Below are 16,681 nucleotides of genomic sequence, written 5' to 3'. Positions count from 1 at the left end.
ATCGATCACTGTACGTTTGTACAGGTCGGAATCATATCAAATGTGACGAAAAATACCGCATGCCGCGCACCGCACGGCTGCCCGTCAGAACTGGTAGTTCACCGACATGTCGAACACGCCGTTCGTCGACTGCTGCGTGATCGGGCTGCGCCTTGCGCGGCCGACGAGCTGTTCGATCGCGCCGTCCATCGTCACGAACCAGTTCTTGTTGATGAACCAGACCATCGTCACGCCGGCGCCGAACGACTTCATCCCCGCGCCCGACGAGTAGGTCGGCAGCCCGGAACGGGCGGACGCACCCTGGCTCACGCCGAACCAGCTGTTCATGTAGCGCGAATCGGCGAATGACACGGTCGGCCCAGCGAACCAGAAGAAGTGTTCGTTACTGCCCGGCATCGGCATGTACGCGGAGAAATCGCCGACCCAGCCGTTCGAGCCGCCGATGCTGCGTCGGACATCCGCGCGCAGCACGAGCGGAAAGTCCTTCGAGATCACATAATCGGCCGCGAGCTTCATCACCGGCGCCGCGTTGATGTTGTCGAGCCCGTTCAGGTGGTCGAGATCGTCGGCCGAGCGGCGCCCCAGGTCATAGCCGACCGACACGCTCACGCGCCAGTTGGGCCCGCGCAGCACGTTAGCGCCGAGCCCTTCGCCCGTCGACAGGAAGAACAGGTCGCGATAGCGCACGTCGAGATTCGGGCCGCCCATCAGGCGGTAGCGATCGGAACCCGCGTAGCGCGGCTGGAGCGTCATCGCCGCGCCGACGCTGACCTGCCACGTCGGGATCGTCGGACTGAACAGCTTCTGCAGCGGGACGCCCGCCGAGTATTGCCATTCGCCGAGCGGCGAAGGCGTCTGCGCCGACGCGTCGCGAGCGCCGGCGGCTGCCAGCGCGGCGAAGGCCGACAGGCCGGACACGAACCGGCGGCTGCGGGGCGACAACAACGGGCGGGCAACGATCATCAAGGTGGTCTCCGTCGGTTGCTTGAAACGAACCTGAGGGAAAGCGCGCCGCAACCGGATCGGCTGCAACGGCATGCAGCCGACGGCGCGAACGTAGCGTGCGCTGAATTGTGAACATCCTACGCGACGCGCGCGAAGCCGCAAAGCGCCCGTTGAGCATGGGCACTTTGCCGGTTTTTGGCACGAATTGGCGCAGAATTGCGGAATCAGAAACGCTCGACGTGATAGTCGCCGGCCAGCGCGGCCGGACTGCGCTTCGCCATCATGCGCGAGAAGCCGTCGGCGAGACGCCCGAGCGCGAGCTGCTTCTGGCTCGCATCCCAGTGTGTATAGGTGTCGTAGGCGGTGTCGTCGAACGACACGGTGACGGCCACCGGGCGCCCGCCCGCGCGAAAGCCGATATGCAGCACGCCGCCCGGCAATTCCTCGATGTGATAGCGCAACGAACGCGACTCGAAATAGCGGCCCAGCACCTGGGCGATCGCGCGCTTGTCGGGCGATTGCACGTGAATGTCCATGATGGTCCTCCTTTCAGTGGTCGCGCGGCCGGCCGTGGTTGGCTGCGCCCGCCCGGCATTCGCATTGGCGGCGGCTGCGACGGCGGATCGCCTTGCGGCAGCCCCGGGGGCACGGGCGGATCGAACGGATCGTCGTGCTCGGGCAGTGCCGGATCGGGATCGACGTCGGGCGTCGGCTCGGGACGGTGCAGCATGGATCGTGTGCTCATGTCACTCCTGCGCGGCGGCCGCGCGTGTCGATTGGCGCGGCGAGCGCGCGCAACCGATGTGCCTGCTCGACGGGGGCAGCGCGCTCGCGCTCACGCGTCGTATGCCGCCATCACCAGCCACAAGGTGCGCCCTTCGGCAGCGAGCCGCACCGCGAGCGCGAACGGATCGGCCGGCGCGCATCGCGCGACCAGCGCCCGCTGCGCGCTTTCCGGCCCCGCATAGACGGTATGGTTCAGCTCGCGGACTTCATCCTTGCCGTCGAACACGCGCCGCTCGGGCCGATGGACCCGCGATTCGCGCTTCCATGTGTCGAACCGTTCGCGCACATCACGGAAATCGCCGCCGCACACGTTCGCGTCGTAACGTATCCTTTTCCTGGGTTCACTGGGTTCAATCATCACGATGTCCTCTCGTCCGCACCGGCGGCAGGCGGCCCGCATGTCCGCCTGCCCGGCCGTCCCGGCAACTGCAAGCGCCATGCCGCCCGCATCGTGCGGGCACGGCGCTTGCGGCCCTCGTACCCGTAAGGAGGTTCGATCATGACCGCATCCGCCCCCGGCAGCCGCAACGCCGTGTCACCGGCTGCCGGCCCACGCCCTCTGGCCACGTCGCGCAAGCCGTCCGAAGACAAGACGGAGAAGCGCATCGACGAAGGGCTCGAGGAGACGTTCCCGGCCAGCGATCCGCCCGCTGTCGGCGGCGCGACCCGCATCGACCCCGCCAGACCGTCCGGCGAACGCGACCGTCGCGCGCCCGACACCCCACCACCGCCCCGCGATCACGGCTGACGGCGGCACCCGGCCCGCGACGCGCGGCAGCGTGGCAACGGGCCGGCACAACCGGAGTGATCTGATGAAACGCATCGAACGTGCATGGCACGAAGTCAGCGGCGCCGCGGGCGTCGCGGCGCTGGCCGCGATCGAAAGCGCGCTGGTACTCGCCATCGTCGTGATGACGGGCGTCGGCCACTGAGCATCGCTCACGGCCCGGCCACGGCTGCCGCCGTGGAAGATGTACAAGCCGGCTGGCAAATTTCTCCGTGGCACCGCCGCGCAGGTCCGGCGCGTACCGATCGAACGTGGCACGCGTTCTGCTCCCGCATCGTCTCGCTCACGAAGGAGGCGTTCATGTATCGCGTCAACGAAATTATGTCGCGCGACGTGGTGTGCGTCGCGCCCACCGACACGATTCGCCATGCGGCCGAATTGATGCAGCGCTTCGACATCGGCGTGCTGCCGGTGTGCGACGACACCGGGCTCGTCGCGATCGTGACGGACCGCGATCTCGCGGTGCGCGCGCTGTCGCACGGGCATCCGCCCGATACCCCCGTGAAAGTGGTCGCATCGGCGCCGGTGCAGTGGTGCGTCGAAGACGACGGCGTCGGCGACGTGCAGCAGCGGATGGCCGACATACAGCTGCACAGGATGCCGGTGCTCGACGCGAACCACCGGATCGTCGGCATGGTGTCGCTCGGCGACATCGCGACGCGCGCGGGCGGCCCGGCGCGCGACGAGCTCGCGAATACGCTCGAGGACGTGTCCCTGCCGCGCCGCCGCTGAGCGGCCGCCCCACCCGTGCTGCTCGTGCGCCGTATGCGCCGCGCCGCTTCGACCAGGAGAAAAGCGATGACAACGGATAGACCATCGCGCACGCAGGCGCGCATCGTCGGCAAGCACGCCCGTTCGGCCGGCGGGCCCGGGCCGGACGTGATGGCCGCCGGCACGCTGGAAAACGATCGCGTGCTGACGATGGACGGCGACGACATCGGCAAGGTCACGAACATCATGCTCGATGTCCGCTCGGGCCGGATCGCGTACGCGGTGGTGTCGTCGGGCGGATTTGCCGGGATCGGCGACAAACTGCTCGCGGTGCCATGGAACGTATTGACGCTTGACGTGGAGCGTCGCTGCTTCGTGCTGCCCGTTCCGACCGAACAGGTGCGCGACGCGCCGGGTTTCGAGAAGGACCGCTGGCCGACGATGGCCGACCCCGCGTGGGCCGAGGCGCTGCACGCGCACTACGGCGCGTCGCCGTACTGGCTGATCGAGGAAGGCGAAACGGCGCTCGACTCGCCGCCGTACGAGGCATCGCCCGGCGGCCCGGAGAGCGACACGCGACGCCACTGACCAACGCGACGGACGCGCGCGGCCGCCGTGCGGATCAATGCGCGGCCGCGATCGAACGCTCGAGCGCACGCGCGGCGCTCAGGTGGGCCTTCAGCGTCGACAGCATGTCGGCCGCGAACGCGCGAAGCTGCGGGTCGCGGCCATTGCGCGCTTCAGCTTCGTAGAGCCTGATCGCCGCCTCATGCGCGTTCGGCCCCGCCAGCGCGACGTAACCCTTGTCGAATGCATCGCCACTCATCGATCGCAGGGCCGTGAGCGCCGGATCGACCTGCATGCGCGTCTGCACGGGCAGGCCCTTTTGAGCGCCGAGCCGGCGCAATTCCGCGGCCATGCGAGCATGATCGTCGACCATCCGTCGCGCGAAGGCCTTCACGTCCGGATTCGACGACCGATCGAGCGCGAGCTGGCTCGCCTGGAGCTCCGTCTTGCCGACGATGCCTGCCTTGTCGACGAACTCCGCGTCGGTGCCGTGCGGCCGCCGCGTGATGCCCGCCTCGTCGGCCGTCTCGCCGGGGCGGACGACGCCGGGCGCGACATGTACGGACGATGCAGGCGGCGCCTGCGCATGCGCCGCCGTGAATGCCGACGCGCAGAACGTGAGCATGCCTGATCCCAGCAAGCAGGCATTACCGGCGAACGAGATCCGCACGATCAGCGGCATGCGTCCGGAGCGCACCGGCTTGCCGCGAACGTCGTCGCATGGCGTATTGTTCGATCCCTTCATCGCGCCTCCTGGTGGGCATTGCGGAGGCAGCCGCGCGTCAGCGGCGCGATCCGGCGCCCGCCACGTCGACGATCACGCTGGCCAGCGTCGGCATGTCGACCGGCTTGCACAGATACGCATCGAAGCCGGCTGCCATCACGCGGTTCCGGTCTGCCGCGCCAGCGTGTGCCGTCACCGCGACGACGGGCAGGCGCCCGCCGCCGTCCGGCAAATGGCGGATGTGGTCGAGCAGCCAGTAGCCGTCGCCGTCCGGCATCGCGAGATCCGACAGCACGACGCTCGGGTCCTGCCGCGCGACCATGTCGAGCGCGTCGCGCCCCGATCGGGCGGTCGACACCTGGGCGCCCAGCGTTTCGAGCGCCGCCGCGAGACTCGCGCGCGACGTCGCATCGTCGTCGACCACCAGCACGTGCTGGCCGTCGAGCGCCACCGCCGCCGACGCGCCGCTCGGCCGCAACGGCTGGCCGGTCAGATCGTCGGCGCTCCAGTCCACCGGCAGCATGACGGTCACGGTCGTGCCGCGCCCGGCGCCGTCGCTCGCGGCCGCCACCTCGCCGCCGTGCAGCCGCGCGATGTTGCGCACGATCGACAGACCGAGCCCGAGGCCGCGTTTCGGCGACGCCGACGCGCCCTCCGACCGGTTGAACGTATCGAACAGATGCGGCAGGCGATCCGCGGAAATGCCCTGCCCCGTATCGGCGACCGACAGCCGCACGCGCGCGCCCGCCCGGGTCAGCGACACCTTGATGTGGCCGCCGGGCGGCGTGAACTTGATCGCGTTCGACAGCAGGTTCGACAGCACCTGACGAATGCGCTCGCCGTCCGCGTTGATCACGCAGCTGGACATCGCGCACGCCGTCGACAGTTCGAGCCCGTTCGCGTCGGCGGTCGCGCCGAGCGCGCGCACGGCCTCGTGCACGATGCGCACGAGGTCGACCGGCGTGCGTTCGAGCCGCATCCGGCCCGTCGCGAGCGACGAGGCGTCGAGCAGGTCGCCAACCATCCGCGACAGCGACCGCGCGCTGCGATCGATCGCGTCGATCGCCTGCTGCGCGAAGCCTTGTCCGTCGGCGCTGCGCAGCACCTCGACCCAGCCGTAGATCACGTTCAGCGGCGTGCGCAACTCATGCGACACGGTCGCCAGCAGTTCGTCCTTCAGCCGGTTCGATTCGTCGGCCTGCACGCGCGCGTCGCGCGCGCCGCGCAGCGAGCGCAAGTCGCGCCGCTCGTCGCGGCGGCGTTGGTTCGCCTCGCGCAGCGTCATCGACAGGCCGGTGCAGTTGCCTTGCGCGTCGACGATCGGCGCTGCCACGAAGGTCGCGCGAAAGTGGCCACCGTCGCGGCGCACGCACAGGATGTCGAGCGGGCCGGTGGGCGCGCGCGCATTGGCGAATGACGCGGGAACGGGATGCAGTCGCAGCCACCGAGGCGCGATCAGCGTCGTGACGTCGTGTCCGATCACCGCCGCGACGTCGATGCCGAAGAGGCGTCGCGCCGCCGGATTCCAGCTCGTGATCCGACGTGCGGCGTCGACACCGACGATCGCGTCGGGCGATGCGTCGACCACGCGGCGCAGCAGAACGTCGTCCAGCGCGGGCGCCGCACGCGCCGGTTCGCGGCCCGGCGTGCGCGCGTCATCTTCTTCGGCATCGTCGGCCCCGCGCAGCCTGTCGCTCGCGAGCAGCGGCTTGACGGCCAGCACGAGCATGCATTCGACGAAACCGATCGCAACGAACACGCCGACCCGCGAGAGCAGCACGGGCAGCGGCACATCACGCCACCACCACGCGCCGATCACGGCCGCGCTCGCGGCGGTCGCGGCGAGGCCGCCGCCGAACGACGTCAGCCAGGCCGCCGCCGCGACACCGGCGTAGAGAGGCAGCGGCGCAAACGGCTCACGCATGCCGACGACGTGAATCGCCCACACCTGCAGCGCGGACGCCAGGCCGACGGCCAGCACGACCCATGCGCCCTGCCGAAACAGCTCACGGGTAAAAGTTCTCATCGTTTCCCTGCATCGCCCTGCGACCGCCGCTCGGCGGCATGCCATCGAGCGGACCGGGCGAGCCTACGCGCTCAGCAACACGCGTACCCGCCGTATCGCGGCCCGCGACTGCGCGGCGCAGTGCGCGTCGCGCGTGCCGCCGTGTCGCAACGCTCGACCGTCTGCCGCATTTGCTGGGAATGCGATGACAGGTCCGTTGCGATTTTTCATTAACCGACTGTAAAAAAGCACCGGCGGACGATATCGGCTGCCGCGTATCGGCACTTGCCCTGTCGATCGCATATTTCTTCGGTCATCGCACCGGGCATTGGAAATTTCTAAATCGCGGCACCTTCCGCGCGTTTTCGCTGTCGATGATAGATATTGCAAGGAAGGGAATGCGCGGTGCCGATTTTCAAAACGGCCGCGCTGACGCCATGGCCGAATCCGCAAACCGTCCGAAGCAACGCGCCGACGCGCGCCGGCTGTCCGGCCGCTCCGCGGCGATGCGCACGTTGCTCGGCCGTATCGAGAAAATCGCTCCGACCCGCGCCAGCGTATTGATTGCCGGCGAAAGCGGGGTCGGCAAGGATATCGTCGCGCGGCGCCTGCACGACCTGAGCGCGCGACGCGACGGGCCGTTCGTCCCCGTCAACTGCGGCGCGATTCCGGCGGACATCGCCGAAGCGCAATTGTTCGGTCACGAGAAAGGCAGCTTCACCGGCGCGATCGCGCAACGCGAAGGGTTCTTCGAAGCCGCGTTCGGCGGCACGCTGCTGCTCGACGAGATCGCGGAGATGCCCGCGGCGCTGCAGGTGAAGCTGCTGCGCGCGCTCGAATCGAACACGATCGTGCGGGTCGGCGGCACCGAGGCGATTCCACTCGACGTACGTATCCTGTCGGCGACCCGCCACAATCCCGCCGAGGCCGTGCGCGACGGCCGGCTGCGCGAGGATCTGTTCTACCGTCTCGCCGCGTTCGCGCTGTACGTGCCGCCGCTGCGCCAGCGCAACGGCGACGTCGAGGCGATCGCGCACGAGTTCGTCGATGCGCTCAACGTACGGCACCGCTCGCACAAGCGTCTGACCGACGCGGCGATCGCCGCGCTGCGCGCGTATTCATGGCCCGGCAACGTACGCGAGCTGCACAACACGATCGAGCGCGCGTACATCCTCGCGGACGACGGCATCGACGTCGCGCTGCCGAAGCCGACGATGCTGCCCGACCACACGTCGGACGACGCGATGGCGCTGCCGCTCGGCGCGACGCTGCACCACGCGCAGCAGCGCTTCATCGCGGCGACCCTGGAGCACTTCGACGGCAACAAGCCGCAAGCGGCGAAGGCGCTCGGTATCAGTCTGAAGACGCTCTACAACCGGCTGGCGCTGATGCGCGACGGCGGCCAGGGTTGAGCGTCGCCGCGCGCGTGGCGCGCGGCGATCCGGCCCGCGTCACCCGTTGCGGGTCACGCGACCTTGAACTGCCCGACCGTCGTCGCAAGCGCGTTCGCCTGCGTCTGCAGCGCGGTCGCCGCGGCGGTCGACTGTTCGACGAGCGCCGCGTTCTGCTGCACCATTTCGTCGAGCTGCGTGACCGCGCGGTTCACTTCCTGAATGCCGCGCGTCTGCTCGTTCGCCGCGTGCGTGATCTCGGAGATGATCGTCGTCACGTTGGCGACGTTCGACACGATCTCGCGCATCGTGTCGCCGGCCTGGCGCACCTGCCCCGACCCGGCCGACACGCTCGCCACCGTCGACTCGACCAGCACCTTCACCTCGCGCGCGGCCTGCGCGCTGCGTTGCGCGAGACTGCGCACTTCCTGCGCGACGACCGCGAAACCGCGCCCTTGCTCGCCGGCACGCGCGGCTTCCACGGCGGCGTTCAGCGCGAGGATGTTGGTCTGGAACGCGATCCCGTCGATCACGCCGATGATGTCGCCGATCCTGCCCGACGCTTCCTCGATCTTCCCCATCGTCGACACGACCTCCGATACGACCACGCCGCCGTGCGACGCGATCCGCGACGCCGCGGCCGCGCGTTCGTCGGCCTGGCCCGCAGCGGCCGCCGACTGGCCGACCGTCGCGGTGATCTCTTCCATCGATGCGGCCGTTTCCTCGAGGCTCGCCGCCGCCGATTCGGTCCGCGACGACAGGTCCTGGTTGCCCGCGGCGATCTCGTTCGCGGCCGTGCGAACCGACTCGCTCGCGTCGCGGATCTGCCGCATCACGTCGTTCAGCTTGTCGACGAAGCTGTTGAACGAGCGCGCGATGTCGGCCACCTCGTCGCGGCCTTCGGCCGGCAGGCGCTGCGTCAGGTCGCCGGTGCCCGAGCCGATCGACGCCATCGCCTGGCGCACCTGCGACAGCCGGCGGAACGCCGTTGCAGTGATCGCGCCGACGATCAGCGACGCGACGCCGACGATCACCACCAGCGTGATGAGCGATGCGGTCAGCAGCGAGCGCATCCCGGCCGTCGCTTCCGATTTGTCGAGCAGGACCAGCGCGTACCAGTCGGTGCCCGGCACGGCCTGCGCGCGCACCAGCTTCGCGTCGCCGCCCACGTGCACTTCGACCGGCGCGACGGCCGCGGCCAGCGACGCGGCGCTCATGCCGCCGAGGTCGGTCGACACGTCGGCGACCGGCTTCAGCGTGAGCTTCGCGTCCGGATGCGCGACGACGTGGCCGCTGCTGTCGATCAACATCCCGAAGCTCGCGGGCGTCGGGTGGATCGACTTCACGTTCGCGATCACGCTGTCCATCGCAACGTCGGCCGCGACGACTCCCTTCAGCGCGCCGTCGCGCAAGATCGGCACCGCGAACGTGACGACCAGGTTGCCGGTGCCTGCATCGACGTACGGCGGCGTGACGACCGGCTTGCCGGCCTGTGCGGCCTGCTTGTACCACGGGCGGCCGGTCGGATCGTAGTCGGGCGGAATGCCGGTGGGGTCGGAGAAACGGAACATCTTGTCCGCGTAGCCCGCGTAGACGTTCGTGAAGCCGCCGGCCGCGGCCATCTGCTTGAACACCGGCAGCGGATCGGGCGACAGCGCGGCGTCCTGCAGCGACGCGATCATCCGGCTCCGGGTCGCGACCCAGTCGCCGATACCGACCACATGGCCGCTGGCGACGGATCTCAGGTTGCGATCGATCGCATCGTCGTTGTACGAGCGCGCGATGAAGTAATTGATCAGCGTGGTGGCGACGAGCGCGAATACGACAATGGCGACGCACGCGGCGAGAATGCGGGTGCGGATGGACGAGAACATGGCAACGACTCGGTAAGGGAGCGCGAACGCCCGGTGGACGAATTCACCGGGTAAACGGCATTCGCGCCGCTTACTTGAGGCCGTTGTGTCGATTCGATGAAACGTATGACGAAAGCTGCGGGCGGCCGCAGGTGCGTGATCGCCCCGCTTGCGCACAACGATTGCCGGTGCGGCATGCACGCGCGTCGGCGTCGGCCGGCAACCGGCCGCGGTCGGGGCGCCGGTGGCGCTGGCCGCGGCGGGGCGTCCTTCACAGACGGCGACTGGTACTCGTATCCGGCTCCCGGTGCGGCGTACCGGCCGGCGTGTCGCGCTCGAGTTCGTCCTGTCTGCGCATCCGTTCGCGCAGATGGCGAATCGCGAACACATGGATGTAGTCGTGCACGCGGGCATCGGACGACAACGCACGCATTTCGTCGTCCAGCATCGCGCGCAACTGGTCGTCGCCGATCGAGCGCTGTTCGGCGACGGCCTTCAAGGCATCAAGCAAATTGTCCTGTGACATCGACGGGCTCCTGACGGTCGAGGAACGAAAGGAAATGATGACGTTACTGGAAGATTAGAGACTGGACAGCCGCCCGGCGTACGATGCGCCGAAGCGTGTTTGCGCGCGATCAACGGCACATTGCGTGCCGCCGCGCCGATCCGTCGCTGGATCGGCCCGCGCGCAGGATTCGCGGCGCGCGTGGTCCGCGAACAACTGGAAGATGACCCACGCCCCCCGAGGCGCGGCACCGTCGATCGCGGACGACAAACCCTCGCGCGACGCCGATGCAATGGGAACTTAGACCGGCAGAAATCCCGCGTCAAGCGATGCGCGCCCGCCTCGATTTGTCTGTTCGAATGCACCGGATCGGCGCGCCGCACATCGCGCGCGCGCCCGCCTCGCGCCGCCGCGACCGGTCATCAGCCGTGCGTGTCAGTGGATTCCGATACCTCGCCCGCAATGTCTGACAGCGACTTCAGCGCGCGCCGATTGGCAACGCGGTCGACCCGGCGGATACTGACGCCATGAACGATGCGTTCATACCCGGTCATCGCTCAGCCGGCCATCGAGCCGGCACGCGGGGTCGGGCGCAGGAGACCATCATGGCCCATCGCAACTTCCCGGCGCGGGACGGACAGCGGCGCACGCGCATGCTGTCCGCGCCCGCCATGCCGGTCGCAATCCGCCCGCCCGACGATCTCGACGCGCTGCTCGCGCTCGCGCGCGAATCGGGCTTGCTCGTCACGCTCGACGGGCAGATCGGCCGTGAGAAATACCAGAGCGTCGCGGGATCCGTGCTCGCGCTGCAGCGCTTCGCCGCCGCGCTCTGCGCGCGGACCGGCGCCGACACACCGGTCGTCGTGAGGCCGCGCCGCAAGCCGCGCCCCGGCTGGCCGCGGCTGCGCAATCGCATGCCGGGCGGACGAGGACGGCTGCATGGCGTGCGTCGGCGCGCACGCGTATGCCGCGCCACCCGCCGTCGGCACGACCTGCGAATGCCCCGCGCCGCGTAACAGCCTGAACGCCGCCGACGCGGCACGGGGCCGCGCGATGGTTGCGAAGGCCCGCACGGCGACTTCGACCAAGACCCTATCTGCGAGGAAAGTAATGTGCACGGGGCCAGGAAGCGGACGGGGCAAAAATCACCCCGTCCGTCGTTCCAAGGCAGCCGCAGGCTGCCTACCCTCGTGCCAGAGAGTTCGTGACTGGCTGATGCGCCACGCGCCGCGTGCTTGTGGCACGGCGCCGGAAATCGGCGCAAGCGCGGGCAACAGCATCGGATATGCGCCCGTTCGCGAGGTACTGGATATGGCGTATCGAATCGACGCGTCGCGCACGGACGACGGACAACCCATCACCGACGTTCTGTCACTCTCTCATGCGACGCGCACGACGTTTCTGATGCAGGTCAACGAAAGTCCGCTTCGCCGCCATCGCGGCGCGACCTTCACTCCACGCCGCGCACGAGCAGCACCGGCACCTGCGCAAGATGCGCGATCCGGCGCGCCACGCTGCCGATCAGCCAGGCCGCGATGCCTCGCCGGCCGTGCGTGCCGACCACCAGCAGTTCCGCATGCCAGTGCACCGCGTCGCGCATCAATGCATGGGCGACGTCGTCGCTGGTCGGACGGGTTTCGATGATGCCGCGCTTGGTCGGGTTGCCCGTCGCATGAAACAGCGGGCCGATCCGCGCCAGCGCATCCTCGCCCTCCGCGCGATACGCGTCCTCGAGCGCGCGCACGGGCACGAGATCCGTCAGACGAATCGCGCGATCGACGACATAGGCCGCGTACAGCAGCGTCGTCGGCGCCGCGAAGCCGAGCCCGACGCGCACCGCATGCAGCGACGGCTCGCTGCCGTCGACAGCGAACATCAGACGCTGCAGCGGACCGTCCGACGGCCGCGCATAGTCGGCGGGCACGATCAGCAGCGCGCAGCGTGCGCGCGACGCGAGCGTGTCGGATACCGCACCCTCGACCAGGCGCAGCAGCCCATGGTGCGGATTGGCGCCGACCACGAGCACGTCGGCGCGCGATGCCGACGTGTCGTTCGCGAGTGCATCGGCCACCGTGCCGCCCGTGACCGACGTATCGATGATCACCTGTTCGATCTCCGCGCCGCTGCCGGCGAACAGTGCCGCGATGCGCTCGAGCGTCGCCTGCGCTTCTCGCGTCATCTCCTCGCGCGCCGAGCTCAGCAGTGCATCGACGCGCGGAATGTCGGGCAACACGAGACGCGGATTGTCGATCGCGCAGACGATGCGCACCTGCATGCCGGGACGCAGCAGCGTGCGCATGTACCGTGCGGCGGCCAGCGACTCCGGCGTCAGGTCGACGGCCAGCGAAATTCGGGCGAGCGGCGGGATGGTCGGGCTGGATTGCATGGCGAAGGTCTCCTGGCGGACGCGTCGTCGCGGACGACGACCGGAGCTTCGCGCGGACGGCGGCGCGCGGCGGACGGAGGGCCGACGCGGTCGCTGGGATCGGCGAACGGCCACGCGAAGCGCGGACAAGCGATTCAAACAGCATATGTCGTCCCGCCCGCCCGTGCATGATCGCGATCAATGGCCGTGCGGGCCGCGATGCGCCGCGCGCACGTGTGCGGTGCGCGGCGCGGCGACTTTTGCGCGATTTGCCTACGACTTCGTGGACGCGGGCGCGCCTGCGCGTTCCGCGTGGAACAGCGCGTATGCGATGCCGAGCAGCACGATCCACGCCGGGCCGATTACGAGTGCGACACGCGTGTCCGGCGTGAATGCCATCAGCACGACGACCAGCGCGAGAAACGCGAGCGCGACGAACGAGCCGAGCGGATAGAACGGCACGCGGATCGGCAGGCGCGCGATCCTGTCGGCCGACAGCGTGCGGCGAAAGCGCATCTGCGCGATCAGGATCACGCACCACGTCCAGATCGCGCCGAACGTCGACACCGACGTCAGCCACGTGAACACCTGCTGCGGCGCCAGATAGTTGAGCAGCACGCCGATCAACAGCAGCGCGACCGACACGGCGACGCCGTACACGGGCACGCCGTTGCGGTTCACGCGGCCGAGACGGGCCGGCGCCTGGCCCTGCTGCGCGAGGTTGTAGAGCATCCGCGCGGTGCTGAACAGGCCGCTGTTGCACGACGACAGCGCCGCGGTCAACACGACGAAGTTGATGATGCCGGCCGCGGCCGGGATGCCGAGCCGCGAGAACGTCATCACGAACGGGCTGCCCTGCGTGCCGATCTGGTTCCACGGATAGAGCGACATGATCACGAACAGCGCGCCGATGTAGAAGATCAGCACGCGCCAGAATACCGAGTTCACCGCCTTCGTCAGCGACTTCTCCGGATTGCGCGCCTCGCCGGCCGTGAGGCCGAGCATCTCGACGCCGAGATACGCGAACATCACGATCGGCAGCACGCCGATGACGCCGTCGATGCCGTTCGGCATGAAACCGCCATGGGACCACAGGTTCGAGATGCCCGTCGCGACGCCGCCGTTACCGATGCCGAACGCGATCATGAGACCGCCGCCCACGATCATCAGCACGATCGTGACGATCTTGATCAGCGCGAACCAGAACTCGAATTCGCCGTACAGCTTGACCGCGATGAAGTTCACCGCCCCCATCGCCGAGAGTGCCGCGAGCGCCCAGATCCAGTTCGGCACGCCTGGAAACCACATGTGCATGTAGACGCCGACCGCAGTGATTTCCGCCATGCAGGTGACGATCCACACGAACCAGTAGGTCCAGCCGGTCAGGTAGCCCGCGAGCGGGCCGAGGTAGTCGCGCGCATAGCGGCTGAACGCGCCGGCGACCGGATTGGTGATCGCCATTTCGCCGAGCGCGCGCATGATCAGGAAAATCGCGATGCCGCCCAGCAGGTAGGTCAGCAGGATGGCCGGGCCGGCCGTGCGGATCGCGGTTGCCGAGCCCAGGAACAGGCCGACGCCGATCGTCGCGCCGAGCGCCATCAGGTTGATGTGCCGCTCTTCCAGCCCGCGGTGCAGTTGGTCTTCCGGTTGTTTCAAGTCCGTCTCCTGGCAGCCGTGAACGGGCCGCCGTCATTGTCGATGTCAATGCGCGGCCGTTCATGCCGATACCGGCAAACCGAAAACGAGAAATCCCCGCCACCGTTTTTCGGATGAAAAACGGTGCGGATACAGCGTCACTCCGATTGGAATCGCCGTTGATTATCGGCATTTTCCGGAACAATCCGGAAAATGGATCGGGTCTTTCACGGAATACGCCCGTGCGGCCCGCGCGACACGGCTGTGCGCGTGACGGGCAGCAACGGGATCAATCGCTTTCGGCGCAAACGAACGCGCGTCGAATGTGCGCAATCAAGCGCACGCAATATGCAGGCGGGATTATAGAAATAATCGGATGTTTCGTGTCGGCCGATTTTCGGTGACGGCGAGAAGTGTGGAATCGGACGTGAAATAGCGACGCGGGCGGAATCCCGCTCACGATTTATTTCGACAACGTCGCGCGCACCGTATATTCGCCTGCGAGCGCCGCATGGTCAGGCCGCACGAAATATCGCGACGCGTCGAGATCGGCCGGCAGCGGCTCGACCGGATAACCGTGCTTCTCCCACGCGTCGAGCCCGCCCTTCAGCGCCTTGATGTTGTGGAGCATCTTCTTGCGCTGCATCTTCGCGATCAGCCGCTTCGCGGTCGCCTCGTTCGGGCACACGCAATACACGACGATCGGCCGCTTCAGCAGCTCCGGATCCAGCAGGTCCGGCGAATCGAGATCGACCGGCACCGCACCGGCGATACGGTACGGCTCGCGTTCGCGAATCGCGCGCGGCCGCGCATCGAAGATCAGCGGCGGCTCGTTCGACGTCATCATCTCGACGAGCTGCGGCGGCGAGATGCGCACCTGCGCGAGGTAGCGGCGGAATTGCACGCGGCGCACCCAGCGGTACAGCAGGAACGTGATGAAGATCGCGAGGAACGCGTCGAGGATCGTGCCGCCGCTCGCGCGCACCCACAGCACGAACTGGACGATCTGGTCGTGCACGGCCGCGCCGCCGACGAGCCAGAACGCAGCCCACAGCGACGCGCCGGCCAGATCCCAGAACAGGAACACGCCGATGCCGATCGCCGTCGTGCCGAGCAGCGGCGCCGACACGAGGCCGAGGCCCGGCAGGAATTTGGAGAGGACGAGCAGCGGCGCGCCGTATCTTTCGAATACGTTACGTGCGAAGCGCAGCGTCGTGTCGAGCGACAGCGAGAACCGCACGAGGCCGTTCAGCAACCGCCGGCCGCGCGTGCGGCCCATGAAGAACCACAGCGAATCGGCAAGCATCGTCGCACCGATCGCCGCCGCGAACATGCTCGCCCAGGACGCCTGCCCCATCGCCGCCATCGTACCGCCGAGAATCAGCATCGGCACGGCCGGCACCGGCACGCCGAGCTGCGTGATCAGTACGCTCGCGAACACGGCCCACGGACCGAGCGACGAGGGAATCGCAATGGGAAAGTGCCACACGGCGGCGCTCCTGGAAGACAGGCTGACCGTGCGACGGGGGCGGCCGTCGATACGGCTGGCAGCGATCGCCGCGGCACGTCCGCGACCGATCCTGCACCATCGTGCATTCTAAACGGGTTTGGCCGGGATCGCGCGGAACGGCTGCCGTTGAAGGCGGCCCGCCGCGCTCACGCGTCGGGGCGCGGCGCGAGCCTCGCGACGTACTCCGCGTACTCGGGGAACGTGGCGGCCAGCGCGGTCGCGTCCGCGAGTTCGAATTCCGCGAACTCGAACCCGGGCGCGACCGTGCAGCCGACGAGCGCAACATGCTCGGGCGACGCGCAGCGCGCGCCGAACCAGCGCCCGGCAGGTACGACCGCCTGGAATACGGTGCCGGGATGCGTGAGCGGGTTGCCGAGCCGGTGGATCGTCAGGCCGTCGTGCTCGTCGAGCACCCAAACTTCAAGCGGATCGCCTGCGTAGAAATGCCAGACTTCGTCGGAACGGATGCGGTGCCACGACGAATACGCGCCGTCGCACAACAGGTAGTAGATCGCGGTCGACGCAGCGCGCGGTGCGCCGTCGGAAGGACGTACGACCGTATCGGCCGCGCGGTAGGTTTCCCGGAAATAGCCGCCCTCGGGGTGCGGTTGCAGATCGAACTGGTGAATCAGGTCGGCGGCGGAGATCGGCATGGCGGATGACGTCGGTGAAGGATTGAACCGGGCACGCGACGCACGGTCCGGCCGTGCGGGAATCCCGTCGGCCGACGTCGCGTGCCGCTGCGTCGATCGCCGCGGCCATGCACGCGGCGACTGGATCGCGCGCAACGGGGCGCGCGACGATGAAGCGAACACCGGTCGATGCTGCCAGAACTGCGGGCCGCGATGCAACTGACGCTATGCGGTCGCGCCGTCGCGACGCAGCGGCGCACGGCGT

Annotated in this window: 16 protein-coding genes; 5 read left to right on the top strand and 11 right to left on the bottom strand. The window is 68.5% G+C overall.

Translation table 11 applies throughout. The features are described 5' to 3' along the window. Positions 1–84: 84 nt before the first annotated feature. The 3 genes from WI26_RS20515 to WI26_RS20505 form a co-directional block, all read right to left on the bottom strand. Positions 85–963, bottom strand: a complete 879-nt coding sequence (locus WI26_RS20515) for a MipA/OmpV family protein (RefSeq protein ID WP_059539374.1) — start codon at positions 961–963, stop codon at positions 85–87. A 206-nt stretch (positions 964–1,169) separates the two neighbouring features. Next, positions 1,170–1,481: a hypothetical protein gene (locus WI26_RS20510; protein WP_059467949.1), complete on the bottom strand. Its 312-nt coding sequence runs from the start codon at positions 1,479–1,481 to the stop codon at positions 1,170–1,172. A 299-nt stretch (positions 1,482–1,780) separates the two neighbouring features. Beyond that, on the bottom strand, positions 1,781–2,089 hold the full coding sequence (locus tag WI26_RS20505; protein WP_059595502.1) for a hypothetical protein: 309 nt from the start codon (positions 2,087–2,089) through the stop codon (positions 1,781–1,783). A gap of 141 nt (positions 2,090–2,230) precedes the next feature. Here WI26_RS20505 and WI26_RS20500 point away from each other — a divergent pair, with 141 nt between their 5' ends. The 3 genes from WI26_RS20500 to WI26_RS20490 all read left to right on the top strand — a co-directional run bounded on the left by WI26_RS20500 (position 2,231) and on the right by WI26_RS20490 (position 3,817). Next, positions 2,231–2,479 carry a hypothetical protein gene (locus WI26_RS20500; protein ID WP_059510348.1) on the top strand — a complete coding sequence of 83 codons (249 nt, stop codon included), beginning with the start codon at positions 2,231–2,233 and terminating at the stop codon, positions 2,477–2,479. Between the two features lie 339 nt (positions 2,480–2,818). Beyond that, positions 2,819–3,250: a CBS domain-containing protein gene (locus WI26_RS20495; protein WP_059467947.1), complete on the top strand. Its 432-nt coding sequence runs from the start codon at positions 2,819–2,821 to the stop codon at positions 3,248–3,250. Between the two features lie 66 nt (positions 3,251–3,316). Next, positions 3,317–3,817: a PRC-barrel domain-containing protein gene (locus tag WI26_RS20490; protein WP_069226981.1), complete on the top strand. Its 501-nt coding sequence runs from the start codon at positions 3,317–3,319 to the stop codon at positions 3,815–3,817. Between the two features lie 34 nt (positions 3,818–3,851). Here the strand turns inward: WI26_RS20490 and WI26_RS20485 are convergent, their stop codons facing one another. Beyond that, positions 3,852–4,478, bottom strand: coding sequence for a DUF4142 domain-containing protein (locus WI26_RS20485; RefSeq protein WP_069227810.1), 627 nt, complete (start codon positions 4,476–4,478; stop codon positions 3,852–3,854). Positions 4,479–4,578: 100 nt separating this feature from the next. Beyond that, positions 4,579–6,546, bottom strand: coding sequence for a hybrid sensor histidine kinase/response regulator (locus WI26_RS20480; RefSeq protein WP_069226980.1), 1,968 nt, complete (start codon positions 6,544–6,546; stop codon positions 4,579–4,581). A gap of 353 nt (positions 6,547–6,899) precedes the next feature. Here WI26_RS20480 and WI26_RS20475 point away from each other — a divergent pair, with 353 nt between their 5' ends. Beyond that, on the top strand, positions 6,900–7,937 hold the full coding sequence (locus WI26_RS20475) for a sigma-54 interaction domain-containing protein (protein ID WP_059539378.1): 1,038 nt from the start codon (positions 6,900–6,902) through the stop codon (positions 7,935–7,937). Positions 7,938–7,990: 53 nt separating this feature from the next. Here WI26_RS20475 and WI26_RS20470 read toward each other — a convergent pair whose 3' ends face one another. After that, positions 7,991–9,790: a methyl-accepting chemotaxis protein gene (locus tag WI26_RS20470; protein WP_059510345.1), complete on the bottom strand. Its 1,800-nt coding sequence runs from the start codon at positions 9,788–9,790 to the stop codon at positions 7,991–7,993. Between the two features lie 250 nt (positions 9,791–10,040). Continuing rightward, complete coding sequence (locus tag WI26_RS20465; RefSeq protein WP_059467943.1) at positions 10,041–10,295, bottom strand: DUF3562 domain-containing protein; 255 nt, start codon at positions 10,293–10,295, stop codon at positions 10,041–10,043. A 584-nt stretch (positions 10,296–10,879) separates the two neighbouring features. Here WI26_RS20465 and WI26_RS20455 point away from each other — a divergent pair. Beyond that, positions 10,880–11,290, top strand: coding sequence for a hypothetical protein (locus tag WI26_RS20455; RefSeq protein WP_069226978.1), 411 nt, complete (start codon positions 10,880–10,882; stop codon positions 11,288–11,290). Between the two features lie 434 nt (positions 11,291–11,724). Here WI26_RS20455 and WI26_RS20450 read toward each other — a convergent pair whose 3' ends face one another. From WI26_RS20450 to WI26_RS20435, 4 genes are all read right to left on the bottom strand, one after another. Continuing rightward, the gene (locus WI26_RS20450; RefSeq protein ID WP_069226977.1) at positions 11,725–12,660 is read right to left on the bottom strand and encodes a universal stress protein; all 936 of its coding nucleotides are present in this window, start codon (positions 12,658–12,660) and stop codon (positions 11,725–11,727) included. 252 nt (positions 12,661–12,912) lie between these two features. Further along, the gene (locus WI26_RS20445; RefSeq protein ID WP_069226976.1) at positions 12,913–14,295 is read right to left on the bottom strand and encodes an amino acid permease; all 1,383 of its coding nucleotides are present in this window, start codon (positions 14,293–14,295) and stop codon (positions 12,913–12,915) included. 442 nt (positions 14,296–14,737) lie between these two features. Beyond that, positions 14,738–15,763: a DedA family protein/thiosulfate sulfurtransferase GlpE gene (locus WI26_RS20440; protein ID WP_059467939.1), complete on the bottom strand. Its 1,026-nt coding sequence runs from the start codon at positions 15,761–15,763 to the stop codon at positions 14,738–14,740. A 167-nt stretch (positions 15,764–15,930) separates the two neighbouring features. Further along, positions 15,931–16,437, bottom strand: a complete 507-nt coding sequence (locus tag WI26_RS20435) for a cupin domain-containing protein (protein ID WP_060321513.1) — start codon at positions 16,435–16,437, stop codon at positions 15,931–15,933. Positions 16,438–16,681 lie beyond the last annotated feature (244 nt).

This window comes from Burkholderia diffusa, assembly GCF_001718315.1.
Classification (GTDB): Bacteria; Pseudomonadota; Gammaproteobacteria; order Burkholderiales; family Burkholderiaceae; genus Burkholderia; species Burkholderia diffusa_B.
The sequence above is the reverse complement of the archived record's forward strand: the minus strand, read 5'-3'. Positions and strand labels throughout refer to the sequence as shown.